A 20132-nucleotide genomic window follows, 5' to 3' on the forward strand; every position below is an offset into this window, starting at 1 on the left:
TTAGTCGGCTAAAGATAAGGAGTTATAATCATTACTTTTGGGATATATGAAAAGCAAAATCAAATGGGGCGTTGTTGGCCCAGGTAAAATAGCACGAAAATTTGCATCGGACTTGAAACTGGTCCATGAAGCCGAACTCACAGCAGTAGGCTCCCGAAATTTAAAGAGGGCACAGGAGTTTGCCGATGAATTTGATGTGCCACACGTTTTTGGCAGTTATGAAGAACTGTTTCAATCTCCCGAAGTAGATGTACTCTATGTCGCCACCCCGCATAATTTTCACAAGGACTTGGCCATTAGGGCCATGGAAAATGGCAAACATGTACTCTGCGAGAAACCTTTGGGCATCAGTAGGGCAGAAGTAACGGAAATGTTGGCTGCATCCAAACAAAACAATGTTTTCTTGATGGAAGCCATGTGGTCCCGTTTTAACCCCACCATTCAAAAAGTAAAGCAAATGGTAGATGATGGTGAGCTCGGTAAACTGGCCTATCTGCATGCGGATTTTGCTTTTTACGCCTTGGATAGAGGTTTGGATTCCAGATTATTGAACCCTGAGTTGGCTTCTGGTTCTGTGCTGGATATTGGAATCTATCCCATTTTCCTTTCATATCTATTATTGGGGATGCCTGATAAGATTCTGGCCACCTCCAATTTCCATCCCAATGGAACAGAGCTGCAGACCAGTATGATTTTTGATTACGAACAAGCACAAGCGGTATTGTATTCCGGTCTGACCAGTCGGTCCAGCATGATTGCGGAAATATCATGTACCGATGGTGAATTGTTATTGAATTCCAGATGGCATGAAGCAGATGGTTACAAACTGGTAAAGGAAGGGGAGGAACAAGAATTTTCCATGCCGCTGACAGGGATTGGCTACTACTATGAAATCTTGGAAGTAAACAAATGTCTCAAGGAAGAAAAGATTGAAAGTGACCTTTGGTCACACCAAAACAGCTTGGATTTGTCCGAATTATTGGATACGGTCCGCGAAAAATGTAGGATAAAATTCCCTTTTGAAACATAATCTTGGGCTTTACCTTTGCATTATTTCAATTTTTACGATATTTGAACCTCTTCAGAACTACAGAAAATGGGAATGAACAAGAACACAGTGCTCGCATGGGCCACATGGATTATGATTTTTGTGGGAATAGGAATGATAGCACTTGGGGCATTCAAATACGATGAAGTGGCAGGATACGGTTTTGGGGCTGTCGGCATTGGTTTTTTTGCCGTGGCCTGGGTATTCAATGCACTTAAGGGTAGGGTGTAGGCTCAATTTTTCATAACACTTTAATTACAACCAAATGTCAGACGATAAAAAGGTCATTTTTTCAATGTCCGGGGTTACCAAGACCTATAAAACGGCCAATACCCCAGTACTCAAAAATATTTACCTCAGCTTTTTCTATGGGGCCAAGATCGGTATTTTGGGTCTTAACGGTTCCGGTAAATCCACCTTGCTCAAGATTATTGCGGGAGTCGATAAAAACTATCAAGGAGATGTGGTTTTTTCCTCTGGATATACCGTTGGCTATTTGGAGCAGGAACCACTTCTTGATGAAAACAAAACCGTGCTGGAAGTAGTAAAGGAAGGTGTTGCCGAAACTGTTGCCATTCTGGATGAGTACAATAAAATCAACGATATGTTCGGTTTGCCCGAAGTGTACGAAGATCCGGATAAGATGCAAAAGCTGATGGACAAGCAAGCAGCTCTGCAGGACAAAATAGATGCTTCCAACGCCTGGGAACTAGACACCAAGTTGGAGATTGCCATGGATGCACTCCGTACACCGGAATCGGACAAAAAAATCAGTGTGCTTTCCGGGGGGGAAAGAAGACGGGTGGCCCTGTGCCGTTTGTTGTTGCAGGAGCCGGATGTACTATTGTTGGATGAGCCTACCAACCACTTGGACGCAGAATCGGTGCATTGGTTGGAGCACCACTTGGCACAATATAAAGGTACCGTGATCGCCGTAACGCACGACCGTTACTTCTTGGACAACGTTGCCGGGTGGATCTTGGAACTGGACAGGGGAGAGGGCATTCCGTGGAAAGGGAATTATTCCAGTTGGTTGGACCAAAAGGCCAAAAGACTTGCCCAAGAGAGCAAACAGGCATCCAAAAGACAAAAGACCTTGGAGCGAGAGCTTGAATGGGTAAGACAGGGTGCCAAAGGACGCCAGGCCAAGCAAAAGGCACGTTTAAAGAATTATGACAAACTCCTTAGCCAAGATCAAAGACAAGTGGAGGAGAACTTGGAAATCTATATCCCGAATGGCCCTCGTTTGGGAACCAACGTTATTGAGGCAAAAGGGGTAAGCAAAGCTTTTGGTGACAAATTGCTGTACGAGGAGTTGAGCTTCAACCTACCGCAGGCGGGTATTGTTGGAATCATTGGACCTAACGGAGCTGGTAAGACCACCATTTTTAAAATGATCATGGGAGAAGAGACTCCCGACAAAGGTGAATTTGTGGTAGGAGAAACGGCTAAGATCGCTTACGTGGATCAAAGCCATTCCAACATTGATCCTGAAAAGACCATTTGGGAAAACTTCAGTGATGGTCAGGAATTGGTGATGATGGGTGGCAAGCAGGTAAATTCAAGGGCCTATTTGAGTCGTTTCAATTTCTCTGGAAGCGAGCAGAATAAAAAGGTAAGCATGCTTTCCGGAGGGGAAAGGAACCGACTCCACTTGGCCATGACACTAAAGGAGGAAGGAAACGTTTTGCTTTTGGATGAACCCACCAACGACCTGGATGTGAATACCTTACGTGCTTTGGAGGAAGGTTTGGAAAACTTTGCCGGTTGTGCAGTGATCATTTCTCACGACAGATGGTTCTTGGACAGGATCTGTACCCATATCCTTGCTTTTGAAGGGGATTCACAGGTCTATTTCTTTGAGGGATCTTTCTCTGATTATGAGGAAAACAAAAAGAAACGCTTGGGCGGTGATATTATGCCCAAGCGTATCAAGTATAAAAAATTGATAAGATAAAAAGAGGATTATTCTTCTCCACCGAGATTTTTGATTCCCTCTTCCAGTAGTTTTTTTGCTTTTTCCAGATACGCTTTTTGGTGCGCTGCCAAATTATTGGGCTCGCCATTATCCTGCGTAGGATTGGTTCCAATGGTCTTGGATAGTTCTACCAACTGGTTAATGGCATTTTCCGCGGAATGAAGCTTATCTTGGGCATGTTTGTCAAAGATTTTGATCATCTCCATCTCCATGGTATTGACGCTCTTGGTATTTTCTTCTTGCGGATGAGCCTCGTTTTCAAAAACGGTAGTATCAGTATCTACAACAGTTGTAGTAGTAGAGATACCCATGGTACACTCATCAAGGAAGGTAATCAATTCACTGATCTGCCCTTGAGCCTTTTTGGTAAAGAACCTTCCGGCTTCCCAGTCAGATGGCTCAATGGCCTTATCCAAGGATTCCATCGCATCGATGGTTTTCTCGTCCGCCTTTTGACAATCACATTCCCCTTTGGAGGCTTTTGCCTTGTCCAGAGCCTCCCATGCCCTTTCGGCATAGTACATCTGGTGTTCAAAATTGGTGGCCGTCATTGCTTTTTTACAATGGTTGAGCGCGTAGGTAACCTTGGAATAAAAGGCATCACATTGAAAAGCGAAGGTAGTTTGAACGGCAATAAGCATCACCGCAACTACTAAAACATGGGATTTGGGAGCCATGGTCAAGTATTTGATTTGGTTAATAGTTGTTATGCTAACGCTGAAAAGGTGGTATTATTATAAAAGATTAGAAATCGTCCTTGGGATACCAGTCCAATTGTACCACCTTAATATTGGGGTCACCTTCGTTAACCAAGTTTTTAAATTTTACTACGTCACTTACGTCCGGACGGCCTCTATAATGATAAGGATATACTTCTTTTGGCTTGAATTCCAGTACGGCATTAGCGGCACTTTCCTCCGTCATGGTAAAAGGTAGGTTCATACAAACAAAGGCTTTATCAATATTTTGTAAAGCCCTCATTTCGGGAATATCTTCTGTATCCCCTGAAAAATAAAAACGTTCCGTGCCAAGGGTCAGTACATACCCATTGCCCCTTCCTTTGGTATGAAAGTTAAGTGCTTCTTCCCTAAGGTTATACATAGGAATGGCCTCAACCGTAATTCCGGAGAAATTCTTGGTCTCGCCATTGTTCATCACGATAACGGGAGATCTAAAATCGGCAGGAATTTGATCGGCCACCGCTTTTGGAGCAATCACGGTTGCTTTAACCGTATCCAATACTTGTAACGTTTCCATACTGAAATGATCTCCATGGATATCCGTGATCAAAATCAAGGTCGGCGGTTTTTGACCTTCGTAAAGTTCTTTGGCCCCAACTGGATCCATATATATGGTATTGCCGTTCCATTCCAATATGGCAGTGGCATGCTCTATCGGAATTATGGTTGCATCCGCAGGGGTCTCAACCTCCATTTCGGTGGTATTGTCAGATGTTTCTTCGGTTTGACCTTTGTTCTGTTTGCAGGCAGCAAGCAATATCAAAGCTATGAATGGTAGGATTCTTTTCATGGTTATTTTTTTGGATTCCTTTAAAAATAAGGTTTCTCTAACATTATGATTATTTTTTTTACATTTTTTTTTGAGCAAATAATCCAAACGAACATCTGATGCGTATATAAACCAAACACGATTGATCAAAATATTTAAACGAGAATCAATTAAATCAAAAAGTTATGACTGAAACAAAAAGCAATAACAATGGATTGAAGGTAATTGCCGGGTTGTTGGGTGTAGTTCTTTTGGGAACCATTATCTATACCGTGAGCCTTTACCAGGACAAAAAGAAAACAACCGAAGCTCTTACCCAAGAGAAAGAATTGGTTGTTGAGGACTTGAACAACTTGAAATCCGAGTATGACAAGGCCATTTTGGAAAGCAACGCCACCAACGAAGAATTGGTTGCCGCTAGAGACAACATCGCTAAGTACATCGATTCTGTACAAAGCATGAAAGCTGACATCGCTTCTCTTTCTAGATACAGAAGACAAGTAAGTGTTCTTAAGGAAGAGAGAGAAAAGCTATTGAGACAAGTGGATTCCTTGACTCAATCCAACACTTTGTTGGCCATGCAAAGGGACAGCACTTTTGTTGAATTGGAAAAACAAACCGTTTTCAACGATTCTTTGATCGTGCAGAACACCCAATTGGCCGATGCAGTTGAAAGAGGTTCCGCTCTTAACCTTTCCACCATCAGTGTTGATGCTGTTAAAGAAAGAACTAGCGGTAAATTGGTTTCTACCCAAAGAGCAAAAGCTACCGATAAACTTAAAGTATGTTTCACCGTAGCTAGCAACACTATTGCTGAAGCTGGTGATAGGGAATTCTATATCGAAGTGTTGGGTCCGCAAGGTAACGTACTTGGTGACGGTTATTCCAAGACTACTGATGCAGGTGCTTCCATTACCTATAGCAAAGGAACCAATTTCTACTACGAGAATGATGCTTTGGATGTATGTGATTACGTAAACAAGCCGGCAGGTGATTACCAAAAAGGTAACTACATGGTAAACGTTTATGACAACAAATTGAAATTGTTGGGTACCTCCAAGTTCGAGTTGAAATAATACACACTATCCATCATAAATAAAAGGCCCGTCCAAATTTGGACGGGCCTTTTTTATAGTTCAGATTGAAAAAGAAATTACTTCATACTTCCTACCATATCTTCAGGACGTACCCATGCATCATATTCCTCAGGGGTCACATATCCTAGATTAACGGCCTCTTCTTTCAACGTAGTGCCATTTTTATGTGCCGTATTGGCTATTTCCGCAGCTTTGTAGTACCCAATTTTAGTGTTTAGGGCAGTTACCAACATCAAGGAGTTGTTCAACAAAGTTTTGATCACCTCATGGTTAGGTTCGATGCCTATGGCGCAATGTTCATCAAAACTTACACAAGCATCTCCCAACAATTGGGCTGATTGCAAAATATTGGCAGCCATTACAGGTTTGAACACATTCAATTCGTAATGACCTTGGGTTCCACCAATGCTGATGGCCACATCGTTACCCATAACTTGCGCACAGACCATGGTCATGGCCTCGCATTGGGTTGGGTTCACCTTACCTGGCATGATGGAACTACCGGGTTCGTTTGCAGGAATGATGATTTCCCCAATTCCGGAGCGAGGGCCGGAAGCCATCATTCGGATATCGTTCGCAATTTTGTTCAAGGAAACGGCCAATTGTTTCAATGCCCCGTGACTTTCCACAATGGCATCGTGGGAGGCCAGGGCCTCAAATTTGTTTTCTGCGGTTATAAAGGGTTGACCAGTAAATTGGGCAATATATTTGGCCACCAAAACATCATATCCCTTTGGAGTGTTCAATCCGGTACCTACGGCAGTTCCTCCCAAGGCCAATTCGCTCAAATGGGAAAGGGTGTTCTTGAGAGCTTTTATGCCGTGTTCCAATTGCGAAACGTAACCTGAAAATTCTTGGCCTAAGGTTAGGGGGGTGGCATCCATCAAGTGGGTCCTACCAATTTTTACAACGTTCTTGAATTCTTTGGCTTTTCTGTCCAACGTATTTTTCAACTGTTCTACACCCGGAATGGTAACCTCCACAATTTTTTTGTAGGCAGCAATATGCATCCCGGTAGGGAAAGTATCATTGGACGATTGACTCTTGTTTACATCATCATTGGGTTGGATGGTTTTCTCACCTTCCCCGATTTTCTTTCCGGCAATCTCGTGTGCCCGGTTGGCAATGACCTCGTTCACATTCATGTTACTTTGGGTCCCGGAACCGGTTTGCCAGATCACCAAAGGAAATTGATCATCCAATTTGCCTTCCAAGATTTCATCGCAAACCTGGGCAATCAAATCCCTTTTTTCAATAGGTAGAACTCCTAGTTCATGATTGGCATAGGCCGCTGCCTTTTTCAAATAGGCAAATCCGTAGATGATATCCATTGGCATGGAAGCCGCTGCACCGATTTTAAAATTGTTGCGGGAACGTTCCGTCTGGGCGCCCCAATATTTGTCCGCGGGCACTTTAACCTCGCCCATGGTATCCTTTTCTATTCTGAAACTCATTGGAATAAGAAGATTTTGTTGTTCTACAAAGATAATCCATCATATCCGCATAAGTAAAAGTCAGCCAAAGAATATTGCTTTTCAACTAAAATTAAGATTGTAGTTTTTTTCTTTCATCAATAATGGTTTAATTGGGTTCTTATTAAATACCAATCATGAAAAAACTAACCATTTTAGCATTTTTGCTCACAATTTTCCATGCTTTTTCCCAAGCGGATTCCACCGACATCAATATAGAATTGGATGAGGCGGCTTACCAACACATTATGGACAGCATCAATAATTCCTATACATTTCAAAAGGGGAGTATCCCGCTAGGAAATGATTTGGCCACGTTGCATGTCCCAGAAGGTTTCAAATTTTTGGATGCGGAACAAAGCCAACAAGTATTGACCGAGCTTTGGGGCAACCCACCTTCGGAAACCATGGGTATGCTGTTTCCTGAAGATATTTCTGTTGTAGGGGATGATTTTACCTATGCAATAGAGATTACCTATTCCGAAGAGGGATATATTGAAGATGACGATGCCGACGATATTGACTATGATGAATTGATGGAGGATATGCAGGAAAGTGCAGTTCAAGAAAATAAGGAGCGTTCAAAACTGGGATATCCAACTGCTGAGATTGTAGGTTGGGCGGCAGAACCGTTTTATGACCAATCTTCAAAAAAATTGCACTGGGCAAAAGAGATCAAATTTGAAGGAATGGAAATGAATACCCTTAACTATAATATCAGGGTTTTGGGAAGGAAGGGTTATTTAAACTTGAACGCCATCAGTGATATGGATAAACTGCCCTTGGTGCAAACTAATATTGATAGGGTCATTTCCAGTGCGGAATTCAATCCGGGTAATCGCTATTCCGATTTTAATCCTGATTTAGACGAGGTAGCAGCTTACGGAATCGGAGGGTTGATAGCAGGCAAAGTATTGGCCAAGGTGGGATTCTTTGCGGCACTGCTAAAATTTTGGAAAGTGATCGCCGTTGGAATCGTCGCTGTATTTGGCACCTTGAGGAAGCGAATTTTTGGGCCCAAAAACGCATAAAATTTAAAAGAGGCCTTGTTTATAACTATTTTTTCATTGTATCTTTGTTACATCTAAAGGAAAAAAAATGTTTGAATTTGACCAGTATTTAGGTTTTCTAGCTTTTTTAACGATTTTGACCATAGGATTTTGGTTGATGATTTTCTTGTTGACCTTCGTAGTGCCTTATTGGTTGGTCGGTAACCTTAGGGAATTGTACAAAGAAAAAAAGGAGGCCAGACAAGCGGCCAGACTTAAAGAATAAAGAAAAAGAAGCCAACTTGGCTTCTTTTTTGTTTTAGGAGATTTATTCTGAATATGTGTAATCTCAACTGGAATTCTATAATAGTACAGACAACTTTTTTAAAAAAGTTACCTATAAAAAAAGAAGCCATTACGGCTTCTTTTTTCGCTTAGTTTAGTTGGTTGGATTATCCTTGAAATTGTCGATCTTCATCATTGTCTTCAGGTTGACCCCTTCTGTTGTTTCTTTCCTTAGGTTGGTTGAATCTGTAGATGAACGAGAGATTTACTTGTCTTCTTCTCCATTGGAATTCACTATCCGATGAAAAATTGGCTGTTTCGGTAAAGGATCTTCGCTTTCTTGAATTGAAAACATCGCTCACATTTAAAGAAAGAGTTCCCTTATCTTTGAAAATATCCTTGCTCATGGCCAAGTTCATGGAAAAGATTCCCTTGGTATCACTTTGGGCCGTTTGTCTTGGGCCCATGTAGAAAGAGTTGGCCTGCAATTCAATCTTGGCCGGTAGGGTAAACTTGGAACTTAATCTAGCAAACCAACTGGTATTTGTGGTACCATATTCAACTCCATTGAATTCCCCATCAGAAGTGAAGGTAAAGAAGTTGAAACTACTGTTCAATCTCCACCATTTGGCAGGGCTATAGATCACTCCGGCTTCCGCACCGATTCGCTCGTTGGTGGATAGGTTGATGGGAACCGATCTAATGATCTGGATACCATCCGAAGTGACACCTGCTTCTTCACTGATGAATTCAAAAGATCTTGTTTCCTTTTGATAATATACGGATGTGGTCAGGGTCAACTTCTTCCATCTTTTCATATAGCCCACATCATATGCATTGGCATAGGCAGGATCCAGGTCAGGATTTCCTTGAAAAACGTTGGTCCTACTGGATCGTGATGGAAATGGGTTGATGAACCAGCCACGTGGCCTGTTGATCCTTCGGTTGTACCCGATAGAAATGTTCTGTGTTTGCGACAGTTCGAAAATGAGGTTCACCGTTGGAAAAAGTCCCAAATAATTCTTATCAAAATTTAAGTCAACATCCTGGCCCACAATTTCTTGAAGGGCTTCACTATCAATATTGGCATCTACATTTCCCTTTAATTGAGTGTTTTCCAAACGCAATCCCAACAAGAAGGAGAACTTACCATATTTATTCCCATATTGGGTGTAAAGTGCATTCACATTCTCACGGTAGGTGAAAACGTTGGTCAGGTCGTCATTGGTGATGAATTCCCCTGAAATGGTATCATACTGGTCCAACAAATAGTCGTTGACCTCTTTTTTGAACGTACCACGATAACCGGCCTCAAATTGGGCATCACCCATAGGAAGCACATAATCGGCCTGTGCCAAAAATTGTTCCTCCGATTGTTTTTCATAAATATTTTCAAGGGCCAACAAATCGGTGTTAGGATAGGTGTTGTTTTCCTGAATCCCTGTCAATCCATCTTCATTGTCATAAGAGTACTGTAGATCTGCAGTCAATTTTTGGCCATCATCATTGATATTATTGGTATAGTTCAAAGAGAATTGACGGCTATTTTCCTTTTGGGCCTGGTCTTCGGTTCGCAACGTTCTGCTGTCCAAATTGTCGCCAATAAACCTTTGGTTATCATTTTCGGTCACATTGTTCTCATCGGACCATCTGTAGAAAAAGCTACCAGTGACCGACGATTTATCGGTAAGGAAATATTCCATCCCAATATTGACATTAAAACCGTCATCGTCACGATTAGTATCTCGGTCTTCAATGATCCTGTCATAGTCACTGGCATCGGAAAAATAGCGGTTGTCATTCCTGCCACCTCCAGGCGATTCTCTATGAAAATACCCAAGGGTGTTGAAGATATTGAACTTTTCCGTCCTAATGTTGAAGTTGGTGGTAACCCTGGCATTGAAGGGAACACCAACGGTAGTGTTCACCGAACCATTGATACCCAACGTTTTTTCCTTTTTCAGGACTATGTTCAAGATGCCTGCCGTCCCTTCTGCATCATAACGAGCTGATGGACTGGTAATTACCTCTACTTTTTCAATGGCATCTGCTGGCAATTGTTGAAGAATGTCCGTAGATCCGAAACCGGCCAAGGCAGAAGGCTTACCATTGATCAAGATGCGGACGTTGTCATTTCCGCGAAGGCTGATGGCACCTTCCACATCTACGGAAACGGAAGGGATGTTGTTCAACGCATCGCTTACGTTACCACCACTGGTGGTGATGTCCTTGCCAATATTATAGATTTTTTTATCGAGACGCACCTCAACAGTGGTGCGTTCCCCAACCACTTCAACCGCTTCCAACTGGGCAACATCCGCTTCCAACTTTATAGTTCCCAAATTAGTGGAAGTAGTGTACGTTTGGTTATTGGATGAAAACGTTTTGAAGGAAAGGAATTCAACCCTAATGTTATATTTCCCAGGAGCGGTTTCAATGGAAAATTCCCCAGAAGTATCGGTGATACCACCGGTTACCTTGTCGGGGCTATCGGTTTCCTGAAGTACAAAAGTGGCATATTCCAGTGGTTGTCCGGAATCGGCGTCAACAACTTTACCGGATATAGTGATGTTTTGTTGATTTTGCCGTACCTGACCTTGAATGGTTGTTAGTGTCAGTAACAGCAACGGGATGATAATCCTGTGCATAGTTTGATTTTAGTGCAGCAAAAATGTAGGGAAAAAAAGAAGGGACGAAATATTTGTCTCTCAACAACATATTTGTCCCTGCGAATGACCTTAAAGAATTGTTAATCTCTTTTATTCTTCTTTTTCTTCTTTTTGTCGGCTTTGAAACTGTTTTCCTGAAGGGCTATAAAGGCATTATACTTGTCCTCAGGTAGACCCATTTTCAGTTCTTCTTGTGTATTGCGATCAATTTTCTCGAACTCCTCTTTTGTTTTCAAGGGTTCCATTTCCAAAATCTGAATTTCAATTTTCTTTTGTACCGATTGAACCAAAGCGGTCCTAACAACTGCCTGCTCAAAAGGATCCAACGACAATTCCTCCGTAATGGAAGGCATTTGGGCATCAACTATTTCTTCGGCGGTTGGAGGGGTTTCATCTTTTTTGGATTCCGTAGGTCCCGCATTGGGTATCATACTTTGTCCCCTGCCATATCTGCCACCATAAGGAGAACCGTAGCCTCCATATCCATAGCCGTATTGTGCTGCCATATCTGTGACTACAAATAATCCAGCAACAAAAGATAAAATGAGTAGAGTCTTTATGTTTTTCATATGTTAAAGATATGGTTTCGTTGTAATTAAACTTCAATTACCATGTTAAATTACACGGTCCTTCAATTGTCTAGGAGTGTAATGATTTTTTCTGGAGGCCTGCCGATAACTGCTTTCTTCCCAACTACAACGATTGGTCTTTCAATTAGTTTCGGGTTTTCTACCATAGCCAGTACAACGGTTTCATCCGATAAATTCTTCCCCTTGTACTTCTCTTTCCAGACGGATTCGTTCTGGCGGACCAATTCAAGGGGGGAAATACCCAAAATACCAATCAAATTCTGTAGTTCTTCCTTGGTAGGAACATCCTCCAAATATTTGATGATTTCAAATCCCTTCCCTGAACGCTCCAAAATTTGTAATCCTTCCCTCGACTTTCCGCAGCGCGGGTTATGGTAAATCTTGATCATTTTTATTTTTCTTCTTTTTGCCCCATCATCATGAGGTAGGCTTTCAAAAAGGCATCGATATCACCGTCCATAACAGCATCTACATTACCAGTTTCCTCTGCAGTACGCACATCCTTTACCAATTTGTACGGGTGCATTACATAGTTTCGAATTTGTGATCCCCACTCGATCTTCATCTTGGAGGACTCTATTTCTGCCCTGGCTTCCTGTTTTTTACGAAGTTCAATTTCATACAACTGCGATTTCAGCATTTTTAATGCCGTTGCCCTGTTGTCGTGCTGTGAACGCGAATCGGAACAAGAAATTTGGATACCTGTAGGCTTGTGAAACAACTGAACTTTTGTCTCCACCTTATTCACGTTCTGTCCACCGGCGCCACTGGAACGGGCGGTGGTTATTTCAATATCGGCAGGATTGATCTCTATCTCGATGGTGTCGTCCACCAAGGGATACACATATACGGACGCAAAGGAGGTATGCCTTTTGGCATTACTGTCAAAAGGGGAGATGCGTACCAGCCGATGCACCCCGTTTTCGCCCTTCAGCCATCCGAAAGCATATTCGCCTTCTATTTCCAAGGTTACGGTCTTTACGCCGGCCACATCACCTTCTTGATAGTTGAGTTCCTTGACCTTGTATCTATGTTTTTCGGCCCACATGAGATACATCCGCATCAACATGGAAGCCCAGTCACAACTTTCCGTACCACCGGCACCTGCAGTGATCTGAAGCACGGCGGTAAGCTCATCCCCTTCATCGGAAAGCATGTTCTTGAACTCAAGATTCTCGATCAAATCAACGGCCTTGTCAAACTGCTGTTGCACCTCGGTTTCGGTAACTTCACCTGCCTGTTGAAACTCCATAAGGACTTCAAGATCTCCAACCAAGGCCTTGGCCTCGTTGAAGTCCTCTACCCATTTCTTTTTGGATTTAAGGGTTTGCATTTGCATTTGGGCCTCTTGTGGATTGTCCCAAAAACCGGGGGCGAGTGTTTTTTCCTCCTCGTTTTCTATTTCAATAAGTTTGGCATCGATGTCAAAGATACCTCCTTAACGCACCAAGGCGCTCAATAAGATCTTTCTGTTGATCTGTAGTTACCATGTAATGAATTTTGTGGCAAAAATAGGTTTCTTTCAGCAGATAAAATAATCTATTGTTGTTGCTGTTCTTGTGCTGTTCTAACCAATACGGAATACTTGGTCTCGTTGTTTCCCAAGGTATAAACCACGCCTTTTAAAGGAGCACAATCGTTGTAATCTTTACCGTGGCATACCTTAATGTGGTTATGGTTGACCAAAAGGTTGTTGGTGGGATCAAACCCTAGCCAGCCCACATTGGGCACGTAGGCCTCGGCCCATGCATGCATTTGCGAATCCCCAAAAAAACCGATGCCTTGATGAAGATATCCCGAAACATACCTACAGGGCACCCCATTGTACTTGGCAATGGCACAGAACAGATGGGTAAAGTCTTGGCAAACCCCTTGTCTCTTTTCAATGATTTCTGCCAAAGGGGTGTCTACGTTGGTTACCCCGACCTTAAAAAAGATGTGGTCGAATGTCCAGTAGTTCAGATCGGTCAAATTTTCAAAAATGGATTTATCGGAATCGAACAAAAATATATCGCGATGTTGTTCGGGTAAGGTAGTCAAACTTGTTTTTCTTAAATAGGGCTCGTGGTCCACCTTAAAATCTATACTGTTCAGAATTTGGAGTTCGTCTTCCAAATTCAACGGTAGGTCAAAACCAAAGGGGTTGATTTCCTTCTTTTTTAGTTTGAAATGTGCATTGAACTTGATATGATCAATGACCTGTTTAGAACGCACTTGTACCGTTTTAAAGCCCAGACCATTCTCCGAGACACTGTTCCGTTCCCCAAGATCGTTTTCAAAATGCCAGTACGTGACCTCTTGGGTCTCATTGTCCTCCGGTATGACCATGAATTGCCAAAAGGCTTCGCTCAGCCCCTTTTCATAGGAGTTCTGGGTGTCATAATCTATTTCATATTCATAGAACATGTGAGCGTATTTCAATCTTGCCAAGTTAATCAGTAGTTGAAGAATTCTTTCTCCATGTTCTCACTTATTTTGAACATTTTATTAAGGATCAGGTCCAGATATCCTTGGGTGTCCTCTTGGATTTCCTCAATCTGTTTGAATTCAAATTCGGCCTTTATCTTTCCAACCATAAAGGCGGTGGAACTCTTATCGTATTCTACTTTTTTATCCAGTTCTTGAATATGTTTGTACACTTGGTTGATACAGTTCATAAAAGATCTTGGACAACGACCGTTCAAGATCAAGAATTCCAAGGTAGAAGTACTGTTGGGCGATTTTTTGTACAAGCGGCGCATCATATCATAGCTCTCGGCACATTTGAGCAGCGTTGTCCATTCAAAACTATTACTAATAGGATCTCCATAGCTGCCTTGGGCCATTAAGGCATCATTGAACTTGGTGTTGATGATGCGTGTAACCTGTATGGCCCTTTCAATATTGACCCCTAGCATAATGATGGCATAGACCTCGTCGTGCAAAAGAGTGCCCCTGATCTTACCACGTAGTACGGCGGTCATTTCGGTTACGTTTACTGTGAAATCGTACAAATTGGTCTTTACAAACAGTTCCTTGCAATAGTTCATCACAAAGTGATAGAACTTGTTCAGGCTCTCATACAATTCTGTAGAGATCAGATCACGGGAACTATTGGCATTTTCCCTGGCGGTCTTAATGCTGCTGATTACGGAATAGTTTTTTTCAGGATTCAGTCCAATATCAAAAAGAACACTCTCCTCGTCGAGTTTCACGTTGTCATCATACACGGGATCCCCAACCATGAACAACATGGACCGAAGTACAAATTGTCTGGATTGGGACAATTGGTTGGGCGCATCCAAAGAGGAAAAATAATTAACGTTCATAAAACGGGCTATATGTTCGGCCCGTTCAATATACCTGCCCATCCAAAACAGGTTGTTGGCTACTCTTGCTAGCATAGTCTTCTTATTGTTTTAAAACCCAAGTGTCCTTGGAACCTCCACCTTGGGAAGAGTTTACGATCAAATTCCCTTCTTGCAATGCCACTCGGGTCAATCCACCTTTCAATACGAATTGTTTGTCCTGGCCCAACACGGTATAGGTCCGCAGATCAATGTGCCGTTGTTCAAAAGATTCTTTTTGGTCTATATAGGTAGGGTGTACCGACAAGGACATGATGGGCTGTGCCACAAATTTTCTTGGATTGGCCTTTAATTTGACCTTAACTTGCTCAATTTCTTCCTTGGTAAGTTTGTTTCCGATGGAAATGCCATAACCTCCAGCCTCATCTACAGGTTTTATGACCAGTTCGCTGATATGTTCCAGGACGTATTGCAGCTCATCAGGTCTGCTGCAATGATAGGTATGTACATTTTTAAGGATAGGTTCTTCGTCCAAATAATATTTAATGATATCCGGAACATAGGTGTAGATGGCCTTATCGTCCGCAACTCCAGTTCCTGGGGCATTGGCCAAGGTCACATTTCCTTTTCTATAGGCAGCGAACAACCCAGGAACGCCCAATGTAGAATCGGGATGAAACTCCATGGGATCAATAAAAAGGTCATCAATACGACGATACACTACATCGACACGAACAGGACCCTGGGTGGTTTTCATGTAGACAAAATCGTTTTCCACAAAAAGGTCTCTACCTTCCACCAGTTCAACGCCCATGGCCTTGGCCAGATAGGAGTGCTCATAATAGGCCGAATTGAACATACCTGGGGTAATGACCACACATACAGGAGAATCCACTCCTGGGGGTTTTACACTTTCCAATAGGTTGAGCAAATTCTCGGCATAATCGGTTACCGTATGTGTTTTATAATGGTTGAATACGCCAAAAAGAGCACGTTTGAGGGCGGTTCGATTGCAAATCACATAGCTGACCCCGGATGGACACCGTATGTTATCTTCCAAAACATAATAATCACCATCGGAATGTTTGATAATATCCGTACCGGAAATATGGTTATAAATTTTGCTTGGTGGGTCAACCTCCATCATTTGATGCAGATAGTTGGGGGAAGAACTTAAAAGTTCTATAGGAACAATACCATCCTTAACTATTTTCTTGTCATGATAAACGTCCCACAAAAAATGGTTCAGGGCCAGACTTCTTTGTATGGCTCCTTTTTCAATGATTTCCCATTCTTTGGGGTCGATGATACGTGGAAATAGGTCAAATGGGAAAATTTTCTCCTGACTTTGTTTATCCCCGTATACCTGAAAAGTGATTCCTTGATTAAAAAAGGAAGATTTTGCCTTATTGTTCAGGGTAACATAATCATCAATGGACCGTGACCCGTAGAGATCCAAGAGCTTCTGGTACACCGATTTAACGTTGCCGTCCTTACCAAAGACTTCGTCGAATAGCCCTTCTTTTCTTACATAACTGGAAAAGATGGTTTTATCTGTATCTGGCCCCATATTCTTTTTTTATTAAAGTATGGATTTTCAATCTTTTATGAAATGAACATTGTATAAAAATGTTGATCGAAAAAAGGAAAACAGATAAAAATTGACCTTAATTTTTGCCAAAATGGGTTTTATGTCCAACTCTTCATAATGAGGATGTTTTTTAAAATGAAATCCATACTTTTAAGGTCTATTTAAAACCAACATGAAGAACTCAACTATCCTCATTGCATTATTTTATTCCGTTTGTTCCGTATTAAGTGCACAAACCTTTGAAAAGACCAAGGATTTTCAAAAATTTAATGGTTATTTCAATTTTTTCTATGACGACAAAACCGATAAGATTTATCTACAGGTAGACGATCTGGAAAAGGATTTCTTATACGTCTACTCCTTAAGCAGTGGGATCGGCAGTAATGATATCGGTTTGGACCGGGGACAGTTGGGGAACGAGCAAGTGGTGTTCTTCAAAAAAGCAGGCAATAAACTGTTGTTGGTACAACCCAATTTGACCTTTAGGGCCATTACAGATAATGAACTGGAACGCAAGTCCGTGGAACAGGCCTTTGCCAAATCCGTAATGCACGGGTTTAAAATTGAGGAGGAATCCAAAGGAAGCTACCTCATTGATTTTACTGAGTTTTTAATGCGTGATGCCCACGGTGTGTCCGATAGATTAAAAAGAACCAAACAAGGCTCTTATAGCGTGGATGCCAGTAAGAGTGCCTTGGCCTTTGAGCGTACCAAGGCGTTCCCTAAAAATGTGGAGTTTGATGTAACCCTTACCTTTAAAGGTAATCCGGAAGGGGCTTGGATCCGTTCCGTAACCCCAGACCCCAGTTTGGTGACCGTGGCACAACACCATTCCCTTGTGGAGTTGCCGGATAATAAATATGAAAAAAGGGATTTTGACCCGCGAAGTGGATCCTATCCATTTTCGTATTACGATTATGCCACCCCGGTTCAAGAACCCATTTTGAAGCAATTCATCAGAAGACATCGGTTGGAGAAGAAAAACCCAAGTGCTGCGGTGAGCGAAGCGGTGGAACCGATTATTTATTATTTGGATAATGGTACCCCGGAGCCCATCCGTTCCGCCTTGATGGAAGGGGGCAAATGGTGGAACCAAGCTTTTGAAGCAGCCGGATACAAGGACGCCTTTCAAATGAAGATATTGCCCGATGATGCCGACCCCCTTGATGTTCGGTACAATGTGGTACAGTGGGTGCACCGTTCCACCAGGGGATGGAGCTATGGTAGCAGTGTTACCGATCCACGTACTGGAGAGATCATTAAAGGTCACGTAAGTTTGGGTAGTTTACGGATCCGTCAAGATTTTATGATCGCTCAAGCCTTAATGAACAAACCTTTTGCGGAACGCGATGATAACTACCAGCCCATGTTGGATTTGGCCTTGGCCAGGATCAGGCAACTTTCTGCCCATGAAATTGGTCATACCCTCGGATTTGCACATAATTTTGCAGCAAGCCCCATCGATAAATCCTCCGTAATGGATTATCCACACCCACAATTTAAACTGGAAGGGAACAACATCAGTTTTGCCAATGCATACGAAACAGGAATTGGCGCGTGGGACAAGGTAACTGTTGCCTATTCCTATTCTGATTTTCCAACGGGAACCAATGAGAAAGAAGCATTGAATGCCATTTTGAAAAAAGCCCAAGATGATGGTTTGCGTTATATCTCCGATCAAGATGCCCGCCCAACAGGTGGTGCACATTTGTTGGCCCACTTGTGGGACAATGGTAAAAGTGCCAGTCAAGAATTGGAGAGCATGTTGGAGATCCGCAAAAAAGCCATCAATAACTTTTCCATAGACAATATTAGAAGTGGAGAGGCCTATTCCACCTTGGAAGATGTATTTGTACCCATCTATTTCTTCCACAGATATCAGGCCGAAGCGGTATCCAAGATTATTGGTGGTTTGGATTACAATTATGCCGTAAAGGACGGAGGTGAATTTGCCGTGAAACCCATCAATGCTGCTGTTCAGGAGCAAGCCATGAAATCCATATTGAAAACATTGGATGCAGAAGTAATCGCTGTTCCAAAGGATAAATTGGATCTTTTTCCACCAAGGGCCGTTGGTTTTCCACGCACAAGGGAATCCTTTAAAGGTAGGACTGGGGTAAGTTTTGATGCCCTTTCCGCAGCTGAGACCGCAGCTGACATGACGCTTGGTTTATTATTGCATCCTGAGCGTGCTTCCCGATTGATCCAACAAAAAAGCTTGGATAAAAATCAAATGGGATTAAAAGAAGTGTTGGACGAAACCATTAAGGGTACTTTTGACCTTTCACACAAGGATGATTATGAGGAAGAAGTACAGAACACCGTCAATTTTAGGGTACTTTACCATATCATGAACTTAGCGGCCCATACGGATGTACATCCACAAGTAAATGCCATTGCTTTGGAAGCTTTGAAGAATTTGAAGGTACAATTGCTAGGTAACGGCAAGAATGCTATCGCTGTAGAAATGGTTCAGCGAATCGATGATTTCATGAAAGAACCTTCCAAATTTAAACTTATTGAAGTGCCTCAAATTCCTGATGGTTCACCCATCGGAATGGATTGTATGGACTAGTTAACATCAGCATGGAAATAAATTTAATCAGTGATACGGTCACAAAGCCCACACCGGGCATGTTGGAGGCCATGATGCACACCAAGGTGGGCGATGATGTTTTTAAGAACGACCCCACGGTAAATGAACTGGAAGCCAAAGTTGCCAAATACTTTGGCATGGAAGCGGCCCTGTTTTTTCCAAGTGGGACCATGACCAACCAAACGGCTATCAAAATCCACACACAACCAGGGGACCAATTGATCTGTGACAAATACGCCCATATCTACAACTATGAAGGGGGTGGTGTCAGTTTCAACAGTGGGGTTTCCTGTAAACTGGTGGATGGAAATCGGGGCATGATGACCGCGGAACAAGTGGAAGCATCCATTAATCCTCCCGATTTTTATCATAGTCCATTGACCACTTTGGTAAGCATTGAAAATACTACGAACAAAGGCGGTGGAGCTTGCTGGGATTTTACGGAGCTACAAAAAATTGGCAAAGTCTGTAAAGACCATAATCTCAAATACCATTTGGATGGCGCCCGATTATGGAACGCTTTGGTCAAGAAAGGGGAGGACCCCAAAGCCTATGGCAAGTTGTTCGATACCATCAGTGTTTGTTTGAGCAAGGGTATGGGTTGCCCCGTAGGTTCTGTATTGGTTGGCAGTAAGGAGCATATTAACAAAGCCCTTCGCATTCGTAAGGTATTTGGCGGAGGTATGCGACAATCAGGCTTTTTGGCCGCCGCAGGTATTTATGCCATGGACCATCATATTGAACGATTGGCCGAAGACCACCGCAAAGCGGAAGAAATAGGGGAAGTGCTCTTTACTTTGGATTTCATCAAAAAAGTGGAGCCCATTGAAACGAACATCATTATTTTCGAGATTGATGAAACCAAAATGTCCTCTGCGACTTTCTTGGAACAATTAAGCCAAAACCAAGTTTCCATTATTGGAATGGGGCAGGGGAAACTGCGTATCGTCACCCATCTGGATTATACGGATGACATGCACGCCCATTTCTTGAAAATCCTTAATAGGATTGGTTGAGAAAC

The 20132-nt window shown here is 42.5% G+C and carries 18 protein-coding genes; 8 read left to right on the plus strand and 10 right to left on the minus strand.

From position 1 onward, the window contains the following. Window positions 1-46 precede the first annotated feature (46 nt). From GTK07_RS05420 to ettA, 3 genes are all read left to right on the plus strand, one after another. Complete coding sequence (locus GTK07_RS05420) at window positions 47-1030, plus strand: Gfo/Idh/MocA family protein (protein WP_163633818.1); 984 nt, start codon at window positions 47-49, stop codon at window positions 1028-1030. A gap of 72 nt (window positions 1031-1102) precedes the next feature. Continuing rightward, entirely contained in the window at window positions 1103-1279 is a 177-nt protein-coding gene (locus tag GTK07_RS05425; protein WP_231562643.1) for a CAL67264 family membrane protein, read from the plus strand. Between the two features lie 34 nt (window positions 1280-1313). Then, a complete protein-coding gene (ettA, locus tag GTK07_RS05430; protein WP_163633820.1) occupies window positions 1314-3005 on the plus strand; it encodes an energy-dependent translational throttle protein EttA in 1692 nt (563 codons plus the stop codon). A gap of 8 nt (window positions 3006-3013) precedes the next feature. On the opposite strand, the gene GTK07_RS05435 is transcribed toward ettA, so the two are convergent. After that, entirely contained in the window at window positions 3014-3703 is a 690-nt protein-coding gene (locus GTK07_RS05435) for a hypothetical protein (protein WP_163633822.1), read from the minus strand. A gap of 67 nt (window positions 3704-3770) precedes the next feature. Continuing rightward, window positions 3771-4556, minus strand: coding sequence for an MBL fold metallo-hydrolase (locus tag GTK07_RS05440; RefSeq protein WP_163633823.1), 786 nt, complete (start codon window positions 4554-4556; stop codon window positions 3771-3773). A 164-nt stretch (window positions 4557-4720) separates the two neighbouring features. On the opposite strand from GTK07_RS05440, the gene GTK07_RS05445 reads away from it, so the two are divergent. Beyond that, entirely contained in the window at window positions 4721-5611 is an 891-nt protein-coding gene (locus GTK07_RS05445) for a hypothetical protein (RefSeq protein WP_163633825.1), read from the plus strand. A gap of 77 nt (window positions 5612-5688) precedes the next feature. Here the strand turns inward: GTK07_RS05445 and fumC are convergent, their stop codons facing one another. After that, window positions 5689-7086 (minus strand): class II fumarate hydratase, encoded by a 1398-nt coding sequence (gene fumC, locus GTK07_RS05450; RefSeq protein ID WP_163633827.1) that lies wholly within the window; start codon window positions 7084-7086, stop codon window positions 5689-5691. A 155-nt stretch (window positions 7087-7241) separates the two neighbouring features. Between fumC and GTK07_RS05455 the strand changes: the two genes are divergently transcribed. After that, window positions 7242-8135 carry a DUF2167 domain-containing protein gene (locus GTK07_RS05455; protein WP_163633829.1) on the plus strand — a complete coding sequence of 298 codons (894 nt, stop codon included), beginning with the start codon at window positions 7242-7244 and terminating at the stop codon, window positions 8133-8135. Window positions 8136-8202: 67 nt separating this feature from the next. Further along, window positions 8203-8379: a hypothetical protein gene (locus GTK07_RS19170; protein ID WP_203583737.1), complete on the plus strand. Its 177-nt coding sequence runs from the start codon at window positions 8203-8205 to the stop codon at window positions 8377-8379. Window positions 8380-8545: 166 nt separating this feature from the next. Here GTK07_RS19170 and GTK07_RS05460 read toward each other — a convergent pair whose 3' ends face one another. From GTK07_RS05460 to GTK07_RS05490, 7 genes are all read right to left on the minus strand, one after another. Next, window positions 8546-11026 carry a TonB-dependent receptor gene (locus tag GTK07_RS05460; protein WP_163633832.1) on the minus strand — a complete coding sequence of 827 codons (2481 nt, stop codon included), beginning with the start codon at window positions 11024-11026 and terminating at the stop codon, window positions 8546-8548. A 101-nt stretch (window positions 11027-11127) separates the two neighbouring features. Then, on the minus strand, window positions 11128-11616 hold the full coding sequence (locus GTK07_RS05465) for a hypothetical protein (protein ID WP_163633834.1): 489 nt from the start codon (window positions 11614-11616) through the stop codon (window positions 11128-11130). Between the two features lie 62 nt (window positions 11617-11678). Further along, window positions 11679-12026: an arsenate reductase (glutaredoxin) gene (arsC, locus tag GTK07_RS05470; RefSeq protein WP_163633836.1), complete on the minus strand. Its 348-nt coding sequence runs from the start codon at window positions 12024-12026 to the stop codon at window positions 11679-11681. 2 nt (window positions 12027-12028) lie between these two features. Continuing rightward, window positions 12029-13127, minus strand: a protein-coding gene (gene prfB, locus GTK07_RS05475; RefSeq protein ID WP_163633838.1) for a peptide chain release factor 2 whose coding sequence is annotated in 2 segments (ribosomal slippage) — window positions 12029-13063 and window positions 13065-13127 — 1098 coding nt in all. Because the reading frame shifts where the segments join, the coding sequence is not laid out codon by codon here. A 49-nt stretch (window positions 13128-13176) separates the two neighbouring features. Continuing rightward, a complete protein-coding gene (locus GTK07_RS05480) occupies window positions 13177-14067 on the minus strand; it encodes a transglutaminase-like domain-containing protein (RefSeq protein WP_235932444.1) in 891 nt (296 codons plus the stop codon). A 5-nt stretch (window positions 14068-14072) separates the two neighbouring features. Next, a complete protein-coding gene (locus GTK07_RS05485) occupies window positions 14073-15020 on the minus strand; it encodes an alpha-E domain-containing protein (RefSeq protein ID WP_163633840.1) in 948 nt (315 codons plus the stop codon). 7 nt (window positions 15021-15027) lie between these two features. Beyond that, the gene (locus GTK07_RS05490) at window positions 15028-16494 is read right to left on the minus strand and encodes a circularly permuted type 2 ATP-grasp protein (protein ID WP_163633842.1); all 1467 of its coding nucleotides are present in this window, start codon (window positions 16492-16494) and stop codon (window positions 15028-15030) included. A gap of 193 nt (window positions 16495-16687) precedes the next feature. Here GTK07_RS05490 and GTK07_RS05495 point away from each other — a divergent pair, with 193 nt between their 5' ends. Both GTK07_RS05495 and GTK07_RS05500 read left to right on the plus strand, forming a co-directional pair. Then, window positions 16688-19090 (plus strand): zinc-dependent metalloprotease, encoded by a 2403-nt coding sequence (locus GTK07_RS05495; protein ID WP_163633860.1) that lies wholly within the window; start codon window positions 16688-16690, stop codon window positions 19088-19090. Between the two features lie 11 nt (window positions 19091-19101). After that, window positions 19102-20127, plus strand: coding sequence for a threonine aldolase family protein (locus tag GTK07_RS05500; protein WP_163633862.1), 1026 nt, complete (start codon window positions 19102-19104; stop codon window positions 20125-20127). Window positions 20128-20132: the final 5 nt, after the last annotated feature.

Source organism: Flagellimonas sediminis (assembly GCF_010500845.1).
In the GTDB taxonomy this organism is placed as follows: Bacteria; Bacteroidota; Bacteroidia; order Flavobacteriales; family Flavobacteriaceae; genus Flagellimonas; species Flagellimonas sediminis.